This is a genomic window from Rathayibacter sp. VKM Ac-2805 (genome assembly GCF_009834265.1).
Taxonomy (GTDB): domain Bacteria; phylum Actinomycetota; class Actinomycetes; order Actinomycetales; family Microbacteriaceae; genus Rathayibacter.
The window spans coordinates 1,136,806-1,158,051 of record NZ_CP047185.1; the positions used below are offsets into that span (position 1 = coordinate 1,136,806).

The following is a 21,246-nucleotide window of genomic DNA, read 5'->3' on the forward strand; positions in this document are numbered from 1 at the left end:
CCCGATCCGCTCAGGGCGCCTCAGCGGCCGCCTCTCGGCTCTCGTCCACCCGGGACTCCGGCCCACGCGAGCCCTCCCGGTAGCCTGGAGCGCATGACCGACAGCCAGCACGTCCGCTCCCGCGAGGCCTCGTCCGGCCGCGACCTGACGTACCCGCCGCTGCCCGAGGCGCTCGTCGTCCCCGTCTACGACAACCACACGCACCTCGAGATCGCCGACGGCCTCGAGCCGCTCGACCACCGCGAGCAGCTCGACCGGGCCTCCACCGTCGGGGTCCGCGGCGTCGTCCAGGTCGGCACGGACGTCGAGACGAGCCGCTGGTCGGCCGAGCAGGCGGCGAGCGAGCCGCGCATGCTGGCCGCCGTCGCGATCCACCCCAACGAGGCGCCCGAGCTGGAGCAGCGCGGCGAGCTCGACGCCGCCCTCGCCGTGATCGCCGAGCTGGCGGAGCAGCCGCGGGTGCGCGCCATCGGCGAGACCGGGCTCGACTTCTTCCGCACCGGCGAGAGCGGCCGCGCCGCGCAGTTCCGCTCCTTCGAGGAGCACATCCGCATCGCGAAGGAGCACGACCTCGCGCTGCAGATCCACGACCGCGACGCGCACCGCGAGGTCATCGACACCCTGCGCCGCGTCGGCGCCCCCGAGCGCACCGTCTTCCACTGCTTCTCCGGGGACGCGGAGATGGCGCGGATGTGCACGGACGAGGGCTGGTACCTCTCCTTCGCCGGCACCGTGACGTTCAAGAACGCCGAGCCGCTGCGGGAGGCGCTCGTCGCGACTCCGCGGCACCTCATCCTGGTCGAGACCGACGCGCCTTACCTCACTCCGTCGCCCTTCCGGGGCCGCCCGAACGCGCCCTACCTCCTCCCGCACACCCTGCGCTCGATGGCCGCGACCCTCGAGACCGACGTCGGCCACCTGGCCGCGACGATCGCCTCGAACACGGAGGCCGTGTACGGCGAGTGGGGCGGCGAGGTCGGCTCCGAGCCGACGGAGCCGGTCGGACCCCTCGCATGAGCGGCCGCCACGCCGCCGAGCCGACGGCCGCCGCGATCCCGCGCCTGCTGGGCCCGGCCGAGATCCGCGACCTCGCCGGCCTCCTCGACGTCACGCCGACCAAGAAGCTCGGCCAGAACTTCGTGCACGACGCCAACACGGTCCGCCGCATCGTCAAGCTCGCTCGGGTGCGCCCGGGGGAGACCGTCGTCGAGATCGGCCCCGGCCTCGGATCGCTGACCCTCGGCCTGCTCGAGGCGGGCGCGCAGGTCGTGGCCGTCGAGATCGACGGGCGCCTCGCCGAGCAGCTGCCGCGCACCGTCGAGCTGATGGCGCCGGGCGCCGATCTCGCGGTCGTGCACGCCGACGCGATGAAGGTGCTCGACCTGCCGGGGGAGCCGGTCCGGCTCGTCGCCAACCTCCCGTACAACATCTCGGTGCCGGTGCTCCTGCACTTCCTCGAGCACTTCGCCAGCATCCGGTCCGGAGTGGTGATGGTGCAGTCCGAGGTCGGGCACCGGCTCGCCGCCGGTCCCGGCTCCAAGGTCTACGGCGGCCCGAGCGTCAAGGCGGCGTGGTTCGGCTCCTGGACGACGGGCGGCGCGGTCTCGCGTCAGATCTTCTGGCCGGTGCCGAACGTCGACAGCGTGCTCGTCGCGTTCGACCGCGGCGAGGAGCCGGGCGACGAGACCCTGCGCCGCGCCGTCTTCGCGGTCGTCGACGCGGCGTTCGCGCAGCGGAGGAAGATGCTCCGCCAGTCGCTCGCGACCCTCTTCGGCGACAGCGCCGCGGCGATCGTCGCGCTCGAGCGGGCCGGCGTCCCGCAGACCGCGCGCGGCGAGGAACTGGACGTCGCCGCCTTCGTCCGCCTGGGCCGCGAGCTCGATCCGGCGCGGGTCCCCGTGCGCGGCGCGGCGGTGCCCGACGGGTCGCTGGCGGAGACCGACGGGGACGACGCGGACGGCGACGGGGAGCCCGCCCCGGGTGCGGACGAGGGCGCCTCCGCCACCCTGTAGCGTGGATGCATGGCCCACCGCGCGACGTCGAACCGGGTCCACGCGCGGGCGCCCGGCAAGATCAACGTGTTCCTCAAGGTCGGCGCCGTGCGCGACGACGGGTACCACGAGCTGGCCACCGCGTTCCAGTCGCTCTCCCTCTACGAGGACGTGTTCGCGGAGGAGGCGGCCGACTTCTCGGTCTCCTTCTCGGGCTCGATCGACACCTCCCGCTTGGCCGTCGACGGCTCCAACCTCGCGATCAAGGCGGCTCGGGCGCTCGCCCGGGCGACCGGCTACCGCGGCGGCGTGCACCTCGAGATCGAGAAGAACGTCCCCATCGCCGGCGGCATGGGCGGCGGCTCGGCCGACGCTGCCGCGACCCTCCTCGCCTGCGACGCGCTCTGGGGCACGGCGTGCACGAGGGAGCAGCTGCTCGGCATCGCCGCGAGCCTCGGCGCCGACGTCCCCTTCTCCTTCACCGGCGGCACCGCGATCGGAGTCGGCCGAGGCGACGAGCTGAGCCCGGCGCTCGCCAAGGGCCGCTTCGAGTGGGTGCTGGTCCTCTCGGAGGAGGGCCTGTCGACCCCCGAGGTCTACAGCGAGCTCGACCGGCACCGCGAGCGCCACCTGCACGACTTCCGCCCGATCTCGGCGACCCCCGCCATCGATCCCAACGTGCTGCAGGCCCTCCGCGCCGGCGACGCCGCCATGCTCGCCGACGCGATGCACAACGACCTCCAGGCGCCGGCGCTGCACCTGCAGCCCGGGCTCGCCCGCATCCTCGAGCTCGGCGAGGGCCGCGGGGCGCTCGGCGGCCTCGTCTCGGGGTCCGGCCCGACCGTCGCGTTCCTCGCTCCGGACGCCGATGCGGCGGCCGACCTGCAGCGCGAGCTGAGCTCCGCGCGGCTGAGCGCCGTGCGGGTGTCCGGCCCGGTCCACGGGGCTCGCCTGCTGTCGACCTAGTCGCGGAGGCGGTGCCTCCGGAGCGGGGCCCGCGAGCGTCGCGCCCGGCGCCCTCCACAGACGGTCCGCAGAGAAGTTCCGACCTCGTGGCTTAGAGTGCCGCTCATGTCCCGCCGAGCCACCCTCTTCGCGATCCTCTCCGGGATCGTGGCCGCCGTCGTCGCCCTCGCGGCCGCCGAGGTCGTCGCGGTCTTCACCGGAGCGGGCGGCAGTCCGCTGGTCGCGGTCGGCGGCTTCGTCATCGACATCGTGCCCCCGGGCGTGAAGGACACGGTCATCGCGCTCTTCGGCACCGGCGACAAGCTCGTGCTGCTGGTCTCGATCGGCCTCGCGATCGCGCTGCTGGCCGTCGGCGCCGGGGTCCTCGAGTACCGCCGCCCGCCGTTCGGCGTGCTGCTGCTGGCCGTCGTCGCGGGCGCCGGTGCGCTCGCCGCCGTCAGCCGCGAGGGCGCGTCCGGGATCGACGCGGCGCCGAGCGTCGTGGGCATGGTGGCCGGTGCCGCGGTGCTCCGCTCGGCCTCCGTCCGCCTCCGCGGCTGGCAGGAGGAGCGCGAGAGCGACTCCCCGGACCGCCGGTCGTTCCTCCGCCTGGTCGGGATCGCCGGAGTCGCCGCGGTCGCCGCCGGCATCGGCGCCCGCTTCCTCACGTCCGCCTCCGCCGCCGTCACCGCCGTGCGCGAGGCCGTGTCCCTGCCGGCTCCCGCCTCGGCCGCCGCGCCCGTCCCGGCCGGCGCCGTGCTCGACGACATCGACGGCATCAGCTCCTACGTCACTCCCAACTCCTCGTTCTACCGGATCGACACCGCGCTCTCGGTGCCGTCGGTCGAGCCCGCCGACTGGTCGCTGAAGATCACCGGCATGGTGGAGGAGGAGATCGAGATCACCTGGGACGAGCTGCTCGCGCTGCCGCTCGAGGAGCACCTGGTCACCCTGTCCTGCGTGTCCAACGAGGTCGGCGGCGACCTGATCGGCACCGCCCTCTGGCTGGGCTACCCGATCCGCGAGCTGCTGGCCCGGGCCCGGCCGACCGCCGGCGCCGACATGGTGCTCTCGCGGAGCATCGACGGCTTCACCGCCTCCAGCCCGCTCGACGTGCTGCAGGACGAGGACCGCGCGAGCCTGCTCGCCGTCGGGATGAACGGCGAGCCGCTCCCGGTCGAGCACGGCTTCCCCGTCCGGATGGTCGTCCCCGGCCTCTACGGCTACGTCTCGGCGACGAAGTGGGTCGTCGAGCTGAAGGTCACGACCTTCGCGGAGGACCTGGCCTACTGGTCGACGCGCGGCTGGACCGAGCGCGGTCCGATCAAGATCGAGTCGCGGATCGATGTGCCGCGCCAGGGCCAGCCCGTCGAGGCGGGGACGGTCGCCGTGGCGGGAGTCGCCTGGGCGCCGCACACCGGCATCGCGAAGGTGGAGGTGCAGATCGACGGCGGCGCCTGGCAGGAGGCGCGCCTCGCCGAGCAGGTCACCGCGGACACGTGGATCCAGTGGGTCCTCGAGTGGGACGCGACGGTCGGCGACCACGTCGTGACCGTGCGCGCCACCGACGCGGACGGCACGGTGCAGACCACGGTCGAGCGGCCGCCCGCCCCCGACGGCGCCACGGGACTGCACCGCCGCTCGGTGTCCGTCTCGCAGCCGGCACCCGCGGGTTGAGGTCCGGGGGCCGCGACCCGGCCGCACTGTGATCGACCCGCGGCGGACCGCTCGGGCGGCACCGCCTAGGCTGGATCCCTATGGCACATCTGCTGGGCGCCGAGGCGCTGCGACTCGAGTACCCCACACGCGTGATCTTCGACGACGTCTCCCTGGGGATCGAGGAGGGCGACCGCATCGGGATCGTCGGACGCAACGGCGACGGCAAGTCGACCCTCCTGCGCCTGCTCGCGCAGCGCATCGAGCCGGACAGCGGCCGCGTCACGCACCGCCGCGGCGTCACGCTCGGGATGCTCGACCAGGCCGACACGGTCGACGAGGACCTCACCGTCGCCCAGGCCGTCGTCGGCGGGCTCCAGGAGCACGAGTGGGCGGGCGATGCGCGCACCCGAGACGTGATCGCGGGCCTGCTGCGCGACGTCCCCTGGGACGGAGTGGTCGGCTCCCTCTCGGGCGGCCAGCGGCGCCGGGTCGCCCTCGCGAAGCTGCTCGTCGGCGACTGGGACGTCGTCTTCCTCGACGAGCCCACCAACCACCTCGACGTCGAGGGCATCGCCTGGCTCGCCGAGCACCTCAAGCGCCGCTGGGCGGCGTCGTCGGGCGGGCTCGCGGTCGTCACCCACGACCGGTGGTTCCTCGACGAGATCTGCACCGCCACCTGGGAGGTGCACGACCGCCTCGTCGAGCCGTTCGAGGGCGGGTACGCGGCGTACATCCTGCAGCGCGTCGAGCGCGACCGGATGGCCTCGACCATGGAGGCCAAGCGCCAGAATTTGATGAAGAAGGAGCTCGCCTGGCTCCGCCGCGGCGCCCCCGCCCGCACGGCCAAGCCCAAGTTCCGGATCGACGCCGCGAACCAGCTGATCGAGGACGAGCCCCCGGTGCGCGACTCGGTCTCGCTCTCGCAGCTCGCCGTCTCCCGCCTGGGCAAGGACGTCGTCGACCTGCTGGACGTCACCGTCCGCTACGGCGAGCGGACCGTCCTCAACCGCATCGAGTGGCGGATCGCGCCCGGCGAGCGCACCGGCATCCTCGGCGTGAACGGCGCCGGCAAGTCGACCCTCCTCGGCCTGGTCGCGGGCAGCGTGGAGCCGACGAGCGGCCGGGTGAAGCGCGGCACCACCGTGCGCGTCGCGATCCTCGACCAGCAGCTGCGCGAGCTGACCGGGGTCCAGCACCGGCCCGTCCGCGAGATCATCGCGGAGCAGCGCACCAGCTACTCCATCGGCGGCAAGGAGATGACCCCGGGCCAGCTGCTCGAGCGGCTCGGCTTCTCGAGCGCGCAGCTCTCGACGCCGGTGAAGGACCTCTCGGGCGGTCAGCGCCGGAGGCTCCAGCTCCTGCTCATCCTGCTCAGCGAGCCCAACGTGCTGATCCTCGACGAGCCGACCAACGACCTCGACACCGACATGCTCGCCGCGATCGAGGACCTGCTCGACTCCTGGCCGGGCACCCTCCTCGTCGTCTCGCACGACCGGTACCTGCTCGAGCGCGTCACCGACCAGCAGTACGCCGTGATGGACGGCGCGTTCCGCCACCTGCCCGGCGGCGTCGAGCAGTACCTCGACCTGCGCCGCGCGCTCGAGAAGGGCGCGCCCGCGGCGGCGTCGTCGGGCTCCTCCGCCGCGTCGGCGTCGAGCGGACTCGCGGGGGCCGAGCGCCGCACCGCCGAGAAGGAGGTGTCGGCGATCGACCGGCGCCTGCACAAGCTCACGCAGCTGACGAAGACCGTGCACGAGAAGATGGCGACGCACGATCAGGACGACTACGACGGCATCCTGGCGCTCAACGCCTCGCTCCGCGCCTACGAGGACGAGGCGGCCGAGCTCGAGCTGCGCTGGCTGGAGCTCTCGGAGCAGCTCGAGGGCTGACGCCGGTCTCCTCCGCGGCACCGGCAGCTGTCCCGTACCGCGTGGGCGGGCCGCCGTCGCGGGCCCGGGGCGACCGGCTCAGCCGAAGTCGAGGGAGAGCTTGCGGAGGAGCTGCGCCAGCCGCTCCTGCTGCGCGTGGGTGAGCGCGCCGAGCAGCTCCTGCTCCGCGTCGACCAGGCGGGTGATCGCCGCGTCGACCCGGGCGAGTCCCGACGGCGTCATCTGCACCAGCACGCCGCGCCCGTCGTTCGGGTCGTCGAGGCGCTCGACCAGGTCGCGCTCGACCAGCCGGTCGATGCGGTTGGTCATGGTGCCGCTGGTGACCATGGTCGCCTGGAGGAGCTGCTTGGGGCTCATCCGGTAGGGCGCGCCCGCGCGCCGCAGGGCCGAGAGCACGTCGAACTCCCACGTCTCGAGCTCCGACCGGCCGAAGGCGCTGCCGCGCGCGCGCTCGAGCTGCTTGGCCAGCCGGCGCATCCGCGAGAAGACCTGGAGCGGCGTGAAGTCGAGATCGGGCCGCTCCCGGACCCAGGCGTCGACGATCCCGTCGACCTCGTCATTCGCACTCACCCGTCCATTGTGGCGGCTGGGCGGCTCGGGGGACGCCGGGAGGCGGACGGGCCGGGAGGCGGAGGGGCCGGGAGGCGGGGACCTCCCGGGCCGCCGTCGTCCGCCCGAGCGACGGCCGCCCGCGCCCGAGGCGGGGCCGGGGGCGCGGGGGTGGCAGGATGGACGGCGCGCGATCGCGCGGTCCGCCATGGTGTAACGGCAGCACGGCAGCCTTTGGAGCTGTCCGGTCCAGGTTCGAATCCTGGTGGCGGAGCGGCACCAGGACGGTGCGCTCACGGAGGAGAACGCGAAGAACATGGCAGACAGCACGCTCGCCGTCGTGATCCTGGCGGCAGGCCAGGGCACCCGCATGAAGTCCCGCACCCCGAAGGTCCTGCACCGCCTCGCCGGGAGGCCGCTGCTCGGGCACGTGCTCGACACGGCCGCCTCGCTCGACGCGGCGCACGTCGTCACCGTGGTGCGCCACGAGCGCGACCGGGTCGCCGAGGCCGTCCTCGAGCACACCCCCTCCGCGCTGGTGGTGGACCAGGACGAGACGCCCGGCACCGGCCGCGCGGTCGAGCAGGGCCTCGCGGCGCTCCCGGCGTCCTTCGCCGGCACGGTCGTCGTGCTGAGCGCCGACGTCCCGCTGCTGGACGCGCCGACCCTCCGCCGCCTGCTCGACGAGCACCTCGCCGCGGCGAACGCGCTCACCATGCTCTCCTGCGTGCTCGAGGACCCGACCGGCTTCGGCCGGATCGTCCGCGGCGGCGACGGCGCCTTCGCCTCCATCGTGGAGCAGAAGGACGCCAGCCCCGACGAGCTCGACCTCACCGAGATCAACGCCGGCGTCTACGCCTTCGACGCCGCCGCGCTCCGCTCGGTCATCGGCGCGATCGGCACCGAGAACGCCCAGCGGGAGAAGTACCTCACCGACGCCGCCGCCGCGCTCAAGGCCGCCGGCCGCGCGATCGAGGCCGTCCCCGTGCAGGACCGCTGGCTCGTGGCCGGGATCAACGACCGCGCCCAGCTCGCCGACGCGGCGCTCGAGCTCAACGCGCGCATCGTGCGCCGCTGGCAGCTCGAGGGCGTCACGATCCAGGACCCGGCGACCACCTGGATCGACGTGGACGCGGTCCTCGCCCCGGACGTCGAGATCCTCCCGGGCACGCAGATCAAGGGCCCGACCGTCATCGCCACCGGTGCGGTCATCGGCCCGGACACCACGCTCGACTCCTGCGAGGTCGGCGAGGACGCGGTCGTGAAGCGCTCCGACGCGACGCTCGCCGTGATCGGCGCGAAGGCCCAGGTCGGCCCGTTCTCGTTCCTCCGCCCCGGCACCGTGCTCGGCACCCGCGGCAAGATCGGCACCTACGTCGAGACCAAGAACGCCGTGATCGGCGAGGGATCGAAGGTCCCGCACCTCTCCTACGTCGGCGACGCGGTCATCGGCGAGGAGTCGAACATCGGCGCCGGCTCGATCTTCGCCAACTACGACGGGGTGAGCAAGGCGTCCTCCGTGGTGGGCTCGCACGTGCGTGCGGGGTCGCACAACGTCTTCGTCGCCCCCGTTAGAATCGGTGACGGAGCGTACACGGGCGCCGGCACGGTCATCCGCAAGGACATCCCCGCCGGAGCCCTCGGGATCACCGTCGCTCCGCAGCGCAACATGGCCGGGTGGGTGCAGACCCACCGTCCGGGCACCGCAGCGGCCGACGCCGCCGAGGCGGCCCTGGCGTCGGATCCCACCGGATCCGACCAGGCGCCCACCGGAGGAAGCGGAGCACAGTGACCGGCATCACCGCCAGCAACAAGAAGAGCCTGGTCCTCGTCTCGGGGAGGGCGCATCCGGCACTGGCCGAGGCGGTCGCCGCCGAGCTCGGGACCGAGCTCGTCACGACCGAGGGGCGCACCTTCGCCAACGGCGAGCTCTACGTCCGCTACGGCGAGTCGGTCCGCGGAGGCGACGTGTTCGTCCTCCAGTCGCACACGTCCCCGATCAACGAGTGGCTGATGGAGCAGCTGATCATGGTCGACGCGCTCAAGCGCGCCTCCGCCAAGCGGATCACCGTGGTCGCCCCGTTCTACCCCTACGCGCGCCAGGACAAGAAGGGCCGCGGCCGCGAGCCGATCTCGGCCCGCCTCGTCGCCGACCTCTTCAAGGCGGCGGGAGCCGACCGGATCATGTCGGTCGACCTCCACGCGGCGCAGATCCAGGGCTTCTTCGACGGCCCCGTCGACCACCTCTTCGCGATGCCGGTGCTGCTCGAGCACTTCCGCGAGAAGCTCGACCCCTCGACCCTCACCATCGTCTCGCCCGACATGGGCCGCGTCCGCGTCGCCGACATCTGGAGCGACAAGCTCGGCGTCCCGCTGGCGATCATCCACAAGCGCCGCGACCCGAAGGTCGCCAACCAGGTCTCCGTCCACGAGATCGTCGGCGAGGTGAAGGGCCGCGTCTGCCTCCTCGTCGACGACCTCATCGACACCGGGCGCACCATCGCGAAGGCGGCCGAGGCGCTGAAGAAGGCGGGCGCGATCGGCGTGGTCGTCGCGGCCACCCACGCCGTCTTCTCGGACCCGGCGGTCGAGCTCCTGAGCTCCGGGTTCATCGACTCGGTCGTCGTCACCGACACCCTGCCGCTGCCGGCGGAGAAGACGTGGGACCGCCTGACGATCCTGCCCATCGCTCCGCTGCTGGCCCGCGCCATCCACGAGGTCTTCGACGACGGCTCCGTGACGTCGATGTTCGACGGCGACGCGTAGGACCCCGCGCCCCGGGTGCGTCCTGCACCGCGCACCCGGGTCCCGCCCCGGCTCCACCGCCTAGGGTGAGGCCGTGCCCCAGCGTTCGGATGCGACCCTCGCCCTGGCGGCGGTCTTCCTGGTCTGGTCGCCGGCCGCCGCCGCGGCGGGCTGGTGGCTGCTCCTCGGGCTCGCTGTCGCTGCGGCCGCCGCGGCCCTGAGCGCCGTCGCCGATGCCGGGCGCACCGTCCACGACGGCCCCTCCTCCGAGTGGCTCGGGATCGTCGGGCGCGCCTTCGCCTCGGCCGCGCTGGCCCTGACCGCGGCCCAGTCGGTCCTCGGGGGAGCGGCCCGGCCCCTGGCCGTCCTGCTGCTCGTGGCCGTCGCGCTCTTCGGTCTGAGCGGCGGGCGCCTCCCCGCCCGCCCGGTCCTGCTCCTCGTCGGTGCGGTCGTCGTTCTGCTGGCCGCCGCCGCCGTGCTCGTGCTGGTATCCCCTCCCGACCCCGCGCCGCTCGACCCGCTGCGCGACGGAGGGCCGCTGGGAGCCGGCACCGCCGCGGCGCTGCTCCTGATCCTCCTGCCGACGTCCCGCTCCGGCGCGGTGACGGCTCTCCGCCCCGCCCTGCTGCGCATCGGGATCGCCACGGCGGCCGCCGCCGCGCTCGGCACCGGTCTGCTCCTGGCGGCCGGTCCCGAGGTCCTCGCGTCCTCGGAGGCCCCCCTGAGCGCTGTCACCTTAGGCTCGCCAGCGTCCGGGCTCGTCGGGGCCGCCGCGGTGATCGCGGTCCTGCTCGCGCTCCTCGACCTCGGGAGGAGGGATGCGCGCGCCCTCGTGCGTCTCGCCGACGCGGGGGAGATCCCGGCGGTGCTCGCCGCCAGGAACCGCAGGACCGGCGTGCCCGCGGCGGCCCAGCTCGTCCTCTGCCTGGTCGCCGTGCTCGCGGTCGTGATTCTCGACGCCGACGCGCTGCTCGCCTTCGCCGTGGCCGCCCTGCTGGTGGCGACCATCGTGCGGCGCCTCGACCACGGAGCGGCCGGGGCGAGCGGGCCCGCCCTCGCGTCGGCCGCGGTCTCGCTGCTGCTCCTGCTCGCCCTCCCGGCGGCCACGGCGGCCGCCGCAGCGGTGCTCCTGGCGGCGCTCCTGATCGCGCGGGCGTTCCGGACCTGAGGGGTCAGCCGGCCCGGGCGTCGAGCGCCCGCTCGGGGAGCCGGACGCCACCGCCCGACTCCGCTGACGACGGGGGAGCTCCCTCCGCGACGAGGAAGGCGCCCCCGCCCGAGGATCCGTGGATCCTGCGGGCGGGGGCGCCTTCCCGTGCGACGCGGGTCAGTGCGTGGAGGGGTCCTGCTCGACCTCGGTGCGGTCACCCGACCACAGCGTGTGGAAGGTGCCCTCCCTGTCGACGCGCTTGTAGGTGTGCGCTCCGAAGAAGTCGCGCTGGCCCTGCACGAGAGCGGCCGGGAGGCGCTTGGAGGCGAGCGAGTCGTAGTACGACAGCGCGGCGCCGAAGCCGGGGATCGGCACGCCCGAGAGCGCAGCGGTCGAGACGATGCGGCGCCAGGCGGCCTCGCCATTGGCGACGGCCTCGGCGAAGTACGGGTCCTCGAGGAGGGTCGTGATGCCGGCGTTCTCGTCGTAGGCGTCGACGATGCGGTTGAGGAACTGGGCGCGGATGATGCAGCCCGCGCGCCAGATCTTGGCGACCGCACCCTTGTCGATCTCCCAGCCGTACTTCTCGGCTCCGGCGATGATCGCGTCGAAGCCCTGCGAGTAGGCGACGACCTTGGAGGCGTAGAGCGCGGCGCGCACGTCGTCCTCGAAGCCCTCGTACTTCTCGACCGGGGTCGGGCGCGAGGTGACGCGGGCCTGCACGGCCTCGCGCTGCTCGGGGTGGGAGGACACGGCACGGGCGAAGACGGCCTCGGCGATGCCGCCGACGGGGACGCCGAGGTCGAGCGCGTTCTGCACGGTCCAGACGCCGGTGCCCTTCGAGCCGGCCTGGTCGAGGACGACGTCGATGAAGGGGTTGCCGGTGTCGGCGTCGACCTGGCGGAGCACCTCGGCGGTGATCTCGATGAGGTACGACTCGAGGTCGCCCTTGTTCCAGGCGTCGAAGACCTCGGCGATGGCGGCGGGCTCGTGTCCGCCGACGGTGCGGAGCAGGTCGTACGCCTCGGCGATGAGCTGCATGTCGGCGTACTCGATGCCGTTGTGGATCATCTTGACGAAGTGGCCGGCGCCGTCGGTGCCGATGTGGGTGACGCAGGGCTCGCCCTCGGCGACCGCGGCGATCGACGAGAGGATCGGGCCGAGGGTCCTGTAGGACTCGACCGAGCCGCCGGGCATGATCGACGGGCCCTTGAGCGCGCCCTCCTCGCCGCCGGAGATGCCGGTGCCGACGAAGTGGATGCCGGTCTCGCGGACGGCCTTCTCGCGGCGGATGGTGTCGGTGAAGAGCGCGTTGCCGCCGTCGACGATGATGTCGCCGGGCTCGAAGACCTTCGTCAGCTGCTCGATCACGGCGTCGGTGCCGCGGCCGGCCTGGACCATGATGATCGCGGTGCGCGGGGTGGCGAGCGAGGCGGCGAAGTCCTCGATGGTCTCGGAGGCGACGAAGCCCGCCTCCGGGTGCTCCGTGATGAGGGTCTCGGTGCGGCCGTAGGAGCGGTTGAACACCGCGACCGTGTTGCCCTCGCGGCTGGCGAGGTTGCGGGCGAGGTTCGAGCCCATCACCGCCAGACCGACGACTCCGATGTTGGCTGTGGCGGTGGGCTTGTCAGACACGGTTCTCCTCGACGTTCGCGTTCAGGGGCGAGCCCAGGCTAGCCCCGGGTCGCTCCGGGGAGCCCGGGTCCGAGCCGTCTCCCGGCTGCACATCGGTCGTGCGGCGCGCGCACGGTCTTGCGCGCGCCGCGACGACCGCGACCGGAACCGGTCAGGCGCCGTGGCCGAGGGGGACGCGCTCCGACGGGATCGGCGGCGGCGGGGGAGTGCCGTCGCCGAACGGGCGGCCGCCGAGCTCCTCGCGGCGCGAGGGGACGAGCCAGCCGGAGAGGTCCGGGCCCTTGGGGACGACGCCGGTCGGATTGATGTCCCGCTGCACCTCGTAGTAGTGCGACTTGATGTGGGTGAAGTCGATCGTGTCGCCGAACCCGGGAGTGGCGAACAGGTCGCGCGCGTAGCCCCAGAGCGCGGGCATCGCCGACAGCAGGTTCCGGTTGGCCTTGAAGTGGCTGTAGTAGACGGCGTCGAAGCGGGCGAGCGTCGTGAAGAGCCGCACGTCCGCCTCGGTGATGGTGTCGCCGACCAGGTAGCGGCGGGTGCTCAGCCGCTCCTCCAGCCAGTCCAGCCGCGCCCAGAGGCGGTCGTAGGCCCGGTCGTAGGAGCGCTGCGACCCGGCGAAGCCGCACTTGTAGACGCCGTTGTTCACGTCGTGGAAGACCAGCTCGGCGATCTCGTCGATCTCCTCGCGGTGCTCCTCGGGGTAGAGGTCGGGGGCGCCGTCGCGGTGGAACGCGGTCCACTCGGTGGAGAAGTCGAGCGTCATCACCGGGTAGTCGTTGGTGACGACCTGGCCGCTCGGGATGTCCACGAGGGCCGGGACGGTGATCCCGCGCGGGTAGTCGGGGAAGCGGGCGAAGAACGCGTCCTGGAGGCGGGGGATGCCCAGCACCGGGTCGAGCCCGCCCGGGTCGAGGTCGAAGGTCCAGCTGCGCTTGTCGTGCGTCGGCCCGCAGATGCCCATCGAGAGGGCGTCCTCGAGCCCGAGCAGGCGCCGCACGATCACGGCGCGGTTCGCCCACGGGCAGGCACGGGAGACGACGAGGCGGTAGCGCCCCGCCTCCACCGGGTACCCGTCGCGGCCGTCGGCGGTGATCCGCGTCGGGATGTAGTTCGTGTCGCGGTGGAAGCCGTTCTTCTCGACGTAGGAGCCGAAGTCGTCGCTCGTCATACCCGCACGGTAGGCGGTCCGCCTGGACGTCCGGCTCCGAGTCCGGCGGCGCGACCGCTCTGCTGGCGGGCGGCCGCGATGCCGGGTAGGATCGGCAGCTGAACTTCGGCGAGGGATGCACGTGCATCCGTGATCGACGCGGTGGAAGCAGGCGAGGCCCCCACGGGGCGCCACGGACTTCTCCTCACGCTGACATGCGTTCGAGTCGACAAACCGTCCGTGGCCGCAGGCCACGACCCGATCCGGTGGCGTGCGCGCCGCCCAAGGAGAACATCATGGCTGAACTGACCAACAAGGTCGTCGTCGAGGTCCGCACCTCGTTCGGCAAGGGCGCCGCCCGCAAGATCCGCGCGCAGGACAAGATCCCCGCGGTCCTCTACGGCCACGGCACCGAGCCCCAGCACCTCACCCTCCCGGGCCACCAGGTGCTCCTGCTCACCCGCAAGGCGAACGCGATCCTCGAGCTCGACATCGAGGGCGCCGCGCAGACCACGCTGGTGAAGGACATCCAGCGCGACCCGGTGCGCCAGATCATCGAGCACATCGACCTCGTCGTCATCAACAAGGGCGAGAAGGTCGAGGTGGACATCCCCGTGCACGTCGAGGGCGACGCCGCTCCCGGCACCCTCGTCTCGATCGAGTCGAACACCCTCTCGCTCGAGGTCGACGCCACGCGCATCCCGCAGAACATCGTCGTCTCCGTCGAGGGCCTCGAGGCCGGCACGCAGATCACCGCCGCCGACGTCACGCTCCCCGAGGGCGCCACGCTGGTCACCGACGCCGAGATCCTCATCGTCAACGTCACCGCCGAGGTCGAGCAGGACCTGGGCGAGGACGACGAGACCCCGGCCTCGGGCGACGTCGTCGCCGAGACCGCGGAGTAGTCCGCACCACCCCGGGAACGGGCCCGCTCGCAGCCGCGGCGGGCCCGTTCCGCGTCCGGCGGGGGAGTCCCTCCGCCGCCCCCGAGGAAGAGGAACGACATGGGTGACACCTGGCTGGTCGTCGGACTGGGCAACCCGGGCGCGCAGTACGCGCGCAACCGGCACAACGTCGGCCAGATGGTGCTCGACGAGCTCGCGACGCGGATCGGCGGCTCGTTCCGCCGGCACAACCGCGCCAACGCCGTGGTCGCCGAGGGCTTCCTCCGCCCGGGCGGGCCGAAGCTCGTGCTGGGCAAGCCCAACAGCTTCATGAACCTCTCCGGCGGGCCGACGGCGCAGCTGCTCGACTTCTACTCGGTCGACCCGGCGCACCTGATCGTCGTGCACGACGAGCTCGACATCCCCTTCGACAGCCTGCGCCTCAAGCAGGGCGGCGGTCACGGAGGGCACAACGGCATCCGCGACATCCTCGCGGCGACCGGAGGAGCCGAGTTCCTGCGCGTGCGGGTCGGCATCGGCCGCCCGCCGGGCCGCCAGCAGGCCGCCGACTTCGTGCTGAAGGACTTCGCAGGCCCGGAGCGCGAGGCGCTCCCGATCCTGGTCTCGGACGCCGCCGACGCCGTCGAGCTCATCGCCGACTCCGGCCTCTCCGCCGCCCAGCTGAAGTTCCACACCAGCGCCTGACCCGCCCTCCACCGAGGGGACCCCGGACGGCGAGGGAGACCGCAGCCCCGGGCTTCCTCGACGGTTCGGGTTTCCCTCGGCGGTCGGCCCGCGGGGCGGCCGTAAACTGGATCCGTGCCCCTCAACGAGATCATCTCGGCGCTGTCGCGCGCCTCCACGTTCGACGATGCTCTCGCGTACGCGGTGCGGGACGCCGACTTCTCGGTGGCCGACGGCCTCCGGGTCCCCCTGCTCGCGGGGCTGATCGAGAGGCGCGCGGAGGCGGGACGTCCGCAGGCGGCGCTGGTGGTCACGGCCACGGGCCGCGACTCCGAGAACGTGCGCGCCTCCCTCGGCTGCATGCTGCCGGACGCGGACGTCGTCGAGTTCCCGGCCTGGGAGACGCTGCCGCACGAGCGCCTCAGCCCGAGCGCCGAGATCGTGGGGCGGCGCCTGGACGCGCTGCGGCGGATGAAGCAGTGGTCGGGCGAGCGGCCCCTCGTGGTGGTCGCCTCCGTGCGCGCGGCGCTGCAGCCGGTCGCCGACAACCTCGCCGACATCGAGCCGATCCGACTCGTGAAGGGCGCCCGCGGCTACGACCTCGGCCGCATCTCCTCCGAGCTGGTCGACCTGGCCTACGCCCGGGTCGACATGGTCACGCGCCGCGGCGAGTTCGCCGTGCGCGGCGGCATCCTCGACGTCTTCCCGGCGGTGGCCGAGCATCCGAGCCGAGTGGACTTCTTCGGCGACGAGGTCGACTCCATCCGCGGCTTCTCCGTGGCCGATCAGCGCTCGCTCCCGGGCGAGGCCGACTCGGTGGTCCTCCCGCCGAGCCGCGAGCTGCTGCTGGTGCCCGCGGTGAGGCAGCGGGCCCGCGAGATGCTGCACGAGTTCCCGAGCCTGTCGGCGATGCTCGCGAAGATCGCCGAGGGCATCCCGGTCGAGGGGATGGAGTCGCTCGCCCCCGCGTTGCTGGAGCGGCTGGTCCCGATCTCGCACTACCTCCCCGAGGGGGCGGCCGTCGCTGTCCTCGCCCCCGAGCGCGTGGCGACGCGGGCGATCAGCCTCGCCGAGACGAACCGCGAGTTCCTGCAGGCGGCCTGGAGCGCGGCGACCGCCGGCGCCGAGGCCCCCATCGACCTCGCCTCGGGCGAGTTCATCTCGCTCGGCGCGCTCCGCGACTCCGTGAAGCTCAGCGCCCCGGGCGCCGACGCTCCCGACCACCCCTGGTGGACGATGAGCACGTTCCGCCAGGGCCCCGCCGCGGGCGAGGCCGAGGTGCTGCCGGAGGAGCTCGGGATCGACGAGATCCTCGCCGTCCGCGTCGAGGGCGAGCCGGTCCCCGGATTCGGAGCGAGCGTCGAGGGCGCCCTCGCCCACGTCCGCGCGCGCCTGGCCGACGGCTGGACCGTGGTCCTGACCGCGCCCGGCACCGGCACGGTCGAGCGCACCGACCAGGTCCTCGCCGAGCACGAGGTCGCCGCCCGCATCGTCGCCGACCTCCCCGCCGGGCTCGAGACGGGTCTGGCCTACGTGGTCCAGGCCTCCGTCGATCACGGCTTCGAGGTGGAGGAGGCGAAGCTCGCCCTGCTCACCGACACGGAGTTCTACGGCCGCACCGTCGGCTACGACTCCCGAGCGGTGAAGAAGCTCGCCTCGCGCCGCAAGAACGTCGTCGACCCGCTGCAGCTCACGCCCGGCGACTTCGTGGTGCACGCCACCCACGGCATCGGCCGGTTCGTGGAGCTCTCTCAGCGCGAGGTCTCCAGCGGGGGCCGCAACGCGATCAAGACCCGCCGCGAGTACCTGGTGCTCGAGTACGCCCCCAGCAAGCGCGGCTTCCCGGGCGACAAGCTGCTCGTCCCCACGGACCAGCTCGACCTGCTCTCCCGCTACGTCGGCGGCGAGGCTCCGGCGCTGAGCAAGATGGGCGGGAGCGACTGGGCGCAGGCCAAGAGCAAGGCCCGCCGCGCGGTCCGCGACATCGCGGTCGAGCTCGTGAAGCTCTACTCCGCCCGGATGGCCTCCCGCGGGCACGCGTTCCCGCCGGACACCCCCTGGCAGCGCGAGCTGGAGGAGGCGTTCCCGTTCGCCGAGACCCCCGACCAGCTCACCGTCATCGACGAGGTCAAGGCCGACATGGAGCGGCCGATCCCGATGGACCGTCTGCTCTCGGGCGACGTCGGCTTCGGCAAGACCGAGGTCGCCGTGCGCGCCGCGTTCAAGGCGATCCAGGACGGCAAGCAGGTCGCGATGCTCGTGCCGACCACGCTGCTCGTCCGCCAGCACCTCGAGACGTTCCAGGAGCGCTTCGCCGGCTTCCCCGTCCACCTGCGGGCGCTCAGCCGGTTCCAGAGCGCGAAGGAGTCGAAGGAGACGATCGAGGGCCTGGCCGACGGCACCGTCGACATGGTCATCGCGACCCACCGGCTCCTCAGCGACAACATCGTCTTCAAGGACCTCGGCCTGCTCGTGATCGACGAGGAGCAGCGCTTCGGCGTCGAGCACAAGGACAAGCTCAAGGCGCTGAAGAAGAACGTCGACATCCTCTCGATGAGCGCCACGCCCATCCCGCGGACGCTCGAGATGGCGGTGACCGGCATCCGCGAGATGTCGACCCTCGCGACCCCGCCGGAGGAGCGCCACCCGATCCTCACCTTCGTCGGCCCCTACTCCGAGAAGCAGGTGTCGGCCGCGATCCGCCGGGAGCTCCTGCGCGAGGGCCAGGTGTTCTTCGTGCACAACCGCGTCTCGACGATCAACCGCGTCGCCTCGCAGCTCGCCGAGCTGGTGCCCGAGGCGCGGATCGCGGTCGCGCACGGCAAGCTCAGCGAGTCGCAGCTCGAGCGGATCATCGTCGACTTCTGGGAGCGCAAGTTCGACGTCCTGGTGTCGACGACGATCGTCGAGACCGGCCTCGACATCCCGAACGCCAACACGCTGATCGTCGACCGCGCCGACAAGTACGGTCTCTCGCAGCTGCACCAGCTGCGCGGGCGGGTCGGCCGCGGCCGCGAGCGCGCCTACGCCTACCTCCTCTACGACGAGACGAAGCCGCTGAGCGAGACCGCGCACGACCGGCTGCAGACGCTGGCCGCCAACTCGGACCTCGGCGGCGGCATGCAGATCGCGCTGAAGGACCTCGAGATCCGCGGTGCGGGCAACCTCCTCGGCGGCGAGCAGTCCGGGCACATCCAGGGCGTGGGCTTCGACCTCTACCTGCGGATGATCGGCGAGGCCGTCGACACCTTCCGCGGCGAGGTCGCCGAGGGGCAGACCGAGCTGCGGCTCGAGCTGCCCGTCGACGCGCGCATCCCGGAGGAGTACGTCGACAGCGAGCGGCTGCGCCTGGAGGCGTACCAGAAGCTGTCGGCCGCGTCGTCGCCGACGGCGAAGGAGGGGAGCATCGACCTCGTGGTCGAGGAGCTGACCGACCGCTACGGCGAGCTGCCCGAGGCGGTCGAGAACCTCATCCTGGTGTCGAGGCTGCGGATGCGCGCACAGAAGGCGGGCCTGAGCGACGTGGTCGCGATGGGCTCGAACGTCCGCGTGGCTCCCGCTCATCTGCCCGACTCGATCCAGGTGCGCCTGCGCCGGATGTACCCGACCGCGAAGTACCTGCAGCAGGCCGACGCGGTCGTCGTGCCGATGCCCGTGCTCGACGGCGTCCCGCTCGGCGACCGGGCGCTCATCCAGTGGGTGGCGTCGCTCCTGGACTCGCTGTTCCCGGAGCCGGTCACCGTCTGAGGTCCTCGGGGCGGCGCTCCCCGGTGGCGCGCCGCCCCGCTCCGGCGGCCGTCGCCGCTGCGGCAGGGCGCGCTGGCAGGATGGAGGGCATGCCGCTCCTCGCCGCCCGACGCCCCCGCGAGCCGGAGCCGCTCGCCGGCCCGCTGGTCGCCGTCCGCGGGGTCGCGGTGCGCGCCTCGGGCGTCGAGCTGCTCGCGCCGTGCTCGCTCGAGGTGGAGGCGGGGGAGCGCGTCGCGGTGACGGGCCGCAACGGCACCGGCAAGACCACGCTCCTGCGGGTGATCGCCGGCCTCACCGCTCCGAGCGAGGGAGTCGTGGCGGTGGCCGGGCGCGCCCCGGAGGAGCGCTCCGCCGCCCACCGCCGCGCCGTCGCCGCCCTGATCGGCACCCCTCCCTTCGAGCGGGACCTGACCCTCGAGGAGCACCTCGCGATGGTGGCCGTCTCGTGGGGCGCGCCGGTCTCCGTCGCCCGCCGCGAGGCCGCGGCTGGTCTCGACGCGCTCGCGCTCGCTCCGCTCGCCCGCCGCTTCCCGCACGAGCTCTCCTCCGGGCAGACGCAGCTGTTCTCCCTCGCGCTCGTGCTGGCCCGGCCCTCGGCGGTGCTGCTGCTCGACGAGCCGGAGCAGCGGCTCGACGTCGAGCGGGTGCCGCTGGTCGCGGAGGTGCTGCGGCGCGCAGCCGCGTCCCGGGCGCTCGTCGTCGCGACCCACAGCCCCGTGCTGATCGAGGGCCTGGGCGCGCGGGTCGTCGAGCTGGAGCGGGCGTGACGCGCGCGGAGGGGGCCCGCGTCGCCGAGGTGCGGGCTCTGCACCGGCACCGCGCCGCGGCTCCGCCGAGTCCGCGCGCCTACGCGGGCTACCTCGCCGCGATGACCGTCCTCGTCGTCGTCCTCCCCGTCGCCCGGGCCCTCGCGCTCCTCGCCGCCGAGGCGGGAGCCGCGCCGGAGCCGCTGATCGCCCTCGCCGCGGGTCTCGCCCTGCCCGCCGCCGTGCTCCTGGGCCGGGTGCGCGGACCCGCGGTGGGCGAGCCGCACACCACGGCCGTGCTGCTCGCGACCGATCTGCGCCGCTGGTCGGTGCTCCGCCGACCCGTGGTCCGGGCGTCGGCCGGTCTCGTGGCGTGCTGCTCCGCCGTCGCGTCGCTCCTCGCCCTCGCCGCCGCCGCGCCGCTCCTCGCGGCCGTCGCCGGCGGCGCCGCGTTCGCCGGCCTCCTCGCCGTCGCCTGGCTCGCCGGTCAGTGCCTGCCCTCGCGCCTCCCCGCGCTCGCGGCGGGCCTCCTCGCCTCCCTCGCGGTCCTCGGGGCCCTCCTGCCCGGTGCGCCCACCCCGGGCGGCCTCCTCGCCTCGGCCGTGAGCGGAGCGGAGGGAGTGCGCGCCGCGACCGTGCTGCTCGCGTCGGCCGCGGTCCTCCTGGCCGCGGCGCCCCGGCTGCTCGACGCCGCGCGCGGACCTCGGCTCCTCGCCCAGGCCCGGCAGTGGTCGGCGACCGCTCGGCTCGGAGTGACGGGCGACCTCGCCGAGTCGCTCGACGGGTACCGCGCCCTCCCGGCGATCGGGCGGGGGCTCCGAGCGGTCCGCCTGTCCCCGTTCGCCCTCGCGGTGCCGGTGCGCGACGCGATCGGCGCGCTGCGCACTCCCGGACGCTCGGCGGTCGCGGTCGTCGCCCTGGCCGTTGCCGGCGCCGCCGCCGTGCTCGCCGCGGTCGTGCCGTCCTCCCTCCTCGCGCTCCCGGCCGCCGTGGCGGGCGTGCTCGCCTACCTCGGCGCCGGCGTCTGGAGCGACGGCTTCCGCCACGCCGCCGCGACAGCGGGGCAGCCGGCGCTCCTCGCCCCCGGTCCGTTCGAGCTGCTCCTCCTGCACGCCGTGCTCCCTCTGGTGCTCGCGGTCGGAGTCGCGGTGCTCGGCGCCCTCGCCGCCTCGCTGCTGCTCCCGGGCGCGGCGGTGCCGGTGGCCGCCGCGACCGCCGTCGCCGGAGTCGCCGCGCGGGCGATGGACGCGACCCGGGGTCCGCTGCCGCCGCAGCTGCTCAGCCCGCTGCCGCTCCCGATCGGGGACGGCGCGGGAGTCGCGGTGGTCCTCTGGAACCTGGCGGGTGCACTCGTCAGCGCCTCGACCGCGGTGTCCGTCGCGGCGTCACCCGGGCTCCTCGCCGCGGTGCCGCTCGTCGCCGGCGGCTGCCTCCTCGTCGCGCGGCGGCGTCTCGCGCGGGCCTGAGGCTCCCGG

At 73.7% G+C, this 21,246-nt stretch carries 16 protein-coding genes and 1 tRNA gene; 14 read left to right on the plus strand and 3 right to left on the minus strand.

What is annotated here, in order from left to right; genetic code table 11:
• Positions 1-93 precede the first annotated feature (93 nt).
• The 5 genes from GSU40_RS05250 (at position 94) to GSU40_RS05270 (ending at position 6,484) form a co-directional block, all read left to right on the plus strand.
• Complete coding sequence (locus tag GSU40_RS05250; protein ID WP_104276383.1) at positions 94-1,017, plus strand: TatD family hydrolase; 924 nt, start codon at positions 94-96, stop codon at positions 1,015-1,017.
• On the plus strand, positions 1,014-2,012 hold the full coding sequence (gene rsmA / locus GSU40_RS05255; RefSeq protein WP_181073461.1) for a 16S rRNA (adenine(1518)-N(6)/adenine(1519)-N(6))-dimethyltransferase RsmA: 999 nt from the start codon (positions 1,014-1,016) through the stop codon (positions 2,010-2,012). Before GSU40_RS05250 ends, rsmA begins: the two co-directional genes overlap by 4 nt.
• Before the next feature lie 9 nt (positions 2,013-2,021).
• Complete coding sequence (locus GSU40_RS05260; protein ID WP_104222334.1) at positions 2,022-2,957, plus strand: 4-(cytidine 5'-diphospho)-2-C-methyl-D-erythritol kinase; 936 nt, start codon at positions 2,022-2,024, stop codon at positions 2,955-2,957.
• A gap of 105 nt (positions 2,958-3,062) precedes the next feature.
• The gene (locus GSU40_RS05265; protein WP_104274332.1) at positions 3,063-4,613 is read left to right on the plus strand and encodes a molybdopterin-dependent oxidoreductase; all 1,551 of its coding nucleotides are present in this window, start codon (positions 3,063-3,065) and stop codon (positions 4,611-4,613) included.
• A gap of 80 nt (positions 4,614-4,693) precedes the next feature.
• Positions 4,694-6,484 (plus strand): ABC-F family ATP-binding cassette domain-containing protein, encoded by a 1,791-nt coding sequence (locus GSU40_RS05270; RefSeq protein ID WP_160033978.1) that lies wholly within the window; start codon positions 4,694-4,696, stop codon positions 6,482-6,484.
• Between the two features lie 78 nt (positions 6,485-6,562).
• Here the strand turns inward: GSU40_RS05270 and GSU40_RS05275 are convergent, their stop codons facing one another.
• Entirely contained in the window at positions 6,563-7,054 is a 492-nt protein-coding gene (locus tag GSU40_RS05275) for a MarR family transcriptional regulator (RefSeq protein ID WP_104222340.1), read from the minus strand.
• Positions 7,055-7,235: 181 nt separating this feature from the next.
• Here GSU40_RS05275 and GSU40_RS05280 point away from each other — a divergent pair.
• The 4 genes from GSU40_RS05280 to GSU40_RS05295 all read left to right on the plus strand — a co-directional run bounded on the left by GSU40_RS05280 (position 7,236) and on the right by GSU40_RS05295 (position 10,946).
• Positions 7,236-7,307, plus strand: a tRNA-Gln gene (locus GSU40_RS05280).
• 42 nt (positions 7,308-7,349) lie between these two features.
• Positions 7,350-8,825 (plus strand): bifunctional UDP-N-acetylglucosamine diphosphorylase/glucosamine-1-phosphate N-acetyltransferase GlmU, encoded by a 1,476-nt coding sequence (gene glmU, locus GSU40_RS05285; RefSeq protein WP_160033980.1) that lies wholly within the window; start codon positions 7,350-7,352, stop codon positions 8,823-8,825.
• On the plus strand, positions 8,822-9,799 hold the full coding sequence (locus GSU40_RS05290; protein ID WP_160033982.1) for a ribose-phosphate diphosphokinase: 978 nt from the start codon (positions 8,822-8,824) through the stop codon (positions 9,797-9,799). Before glmU ends, GSU40_RS05290 begins: the two co-directional genes overlap by 4 nt.
• Positions 9,800-9,872: 73 nt before the next feature.
• The gene (locus GSU40_RS05295) at positions 9,873-10,946 is read left to right on the plus strand and encodes a hypothetical protein (RefSeq protein WP_160033984.1); all 1,074 of its coding nucleotides are present in this window, start codon (positions 9,873-9,875) and stop codon (positions 10,944-10,946) included.
• Positions 10,947-11,105: 159 nt separating this feature from the next.
• On the opposite strand, the gene gndA is transcribed toward GSU40_RS05295, so the two are convergent.
• Together gndA and GSU40_RS05305 are read right to left on the minus strand one after the other, a co-directional pair.
• Positions 11,106-12,563, minus strand: a complete 1,458-nt coding sequence (gene gndA / locus GSU40_RS05300; protein ID WP_104226928.1) for an NADP-dependent phosphogluconate dehydrogenase — start codon at positions 12,561-12,563, stop codon at positions 11,106-11,108.
• A gap of 151 nt (positions 12,564-12,714) precedes the next feature.
• Complete coding sequence (locus tag GSU40_RS05305; protein WP_160033986.1) at positions 12,715-13,731, minus strand: glutathione S-transferase C-terminal domain-containing protein; 1,017 nt, start codon at positions 13,729-13,731, stop codon at positions 12,715-12,717.
• A 275-nt stretch (positions 13,732-14,006) separates the two neighbouring features.
• Here GSU40_RS05305 and GSU40_RS05310 point away from each other — a divergent pair, with 275 nt between their 5' ends.
• The 5 genes from GSU40_RS05310 (at position 14,007) to GSU40_RS05330 (ending at position 21,237) form a co-directional block, all read left to right on the plus strand.
• Positions 14,007-14,615: a 50S ribosomal protein L25/general stress protein Ctc gene (locus GSU40_RS05310; protein ID WP_104233682.1), complete on the plus strand. Its 609-nt coding sequence runs from the start codon at positions 14,007-14,009 to the stop codon at positions 14,613-14,615.
• Positions 14,616-14,714: 99 nt separating this feature from the next.
• Positions 14,715-15,299: an aminoacyl-tRNA hydrolase gene (pth, locus tag GSU40_RS05315; protein WP_104238998.1), complete on the plus strand. Its 585-nt coding sequence runs from the start codon at positions 14,715-14,717 to the stop codon at positions 15,297-15,299.
• A 114-nt stretch (positions 15,300-15,413) separates the two neighbouring features.
• Complete coding sequence (gene mfd, locus GSU40_RS05320) at positions 15,414-19,025, plus strand: transcription-repair coupling factor (protein WP_104248107.1); 3,612 nt, start codon at positions 15,414-15,416, stop codon at positions 19,023-19,025.
• Positions 19,026-19,114: 89 nt separating this feature from the next.
• Positions 19,115-19,792, plus strand: a complete 678-nt coding sequence (locus GSU40_RS05325) for an ATP-binding cassette domain-containing protein (RefSeq protein ID WP_160033988.1) — start codon at positions 19,115-19,117, stop codon at positions 19,790-19,792.
• On the plus strand, positions 19,789-21,237 hold the full coding sequence (locus GSU40_RS05330) for a hypothetical protein (protein ID WP_160033990.1): 1,449 nt from the start codon (positions 19,789-19,791) through the stop codon (positions 21,235-21,237). Before GSU40_RS05325 ends, GSU40_RS05330 begins: the two co-directional genes overlap by 4 nt.
• Positions 21,238-21,246 lie beyond the last annotated feature (9 nt).

What these genes read in the sequence shown, in the direction of transcription:
- GSU40_RS05270 (WP_160033978.1), top strand. Translation starts at nt 4,694, where the DNA reads ATGGCACATCTGCTGGGCGCCGAGGCGCTGCGACTCGAGTACCCCACA.
- GSU40_RS05260 (WP_104222334.1), top strand. Translation starts at nt 2,022, where the DNA reads ATGGCCCACCGCGCGACGTCGAACCGGGTCCACGCGCGGGCGCCCGGC.
- glmU (WP_160033980.1), top strand. Translation starts at nt 7,350, where the DNA reads ATGGCAGACAGCACGCTCGCCGTCGTGATCCTGGCGGCAGGCCAGGGC.
- GSU40_RS05325 (WP_160033988.1), top strand. Translation starts at nt 19,115, where the DNA reads ATGCCGCTCCTCGCCGCCCGACGCCCCCGCGAGCCGGAGCCGCTCGCC.
- GSU40_RS05305 (WP_160033986.1), bottom strand. Translation starts at nt 13,731, where the DNA reads ATGACGAGCGACGACTTCGGCTCCTACGTCGAGAAGAACGGCTTCCAC.
- GSU40_RS05265 (WP_104274332.1), top strand. Translation starts at nt 3,063, where the DNA reads ATGTCCCGCCGAGCCACCCTCTTCGCGATCCTCTCCGGGATCGTGGCC.
- pth (WP_104238998.1), top strand. Translation starts at nt 14,715, where the DNA reads ATGGGTGACACCTGGCTGGTCGTCGGACTGGGCAACCCGGGCGCGCAG.
- rsmA (WP_181073461.1), top strand. Translation starts at nt 1,014, where the DNA reads ATGAGCGGCCGCCACGCCGCCGAGCCGACGGCCGCCGCGATCCCGCGC.
- GSU40_RS05250 (WP_104276383.1), top strand. Translation starts at nt 94, where the DNA reads ATGACCGACAGCCAGCACGTCCGCTCCCGCGAGGCCTCGTCCGGCCGC.
- GSU40_RS05310 (WP_104233682.1), top strand. Translation starts at nt 14,007, where the DNA reads ATGGCTGAACTGACCAACAAGGTCGTCGTCGAGGTCCGCACCTCGTTC.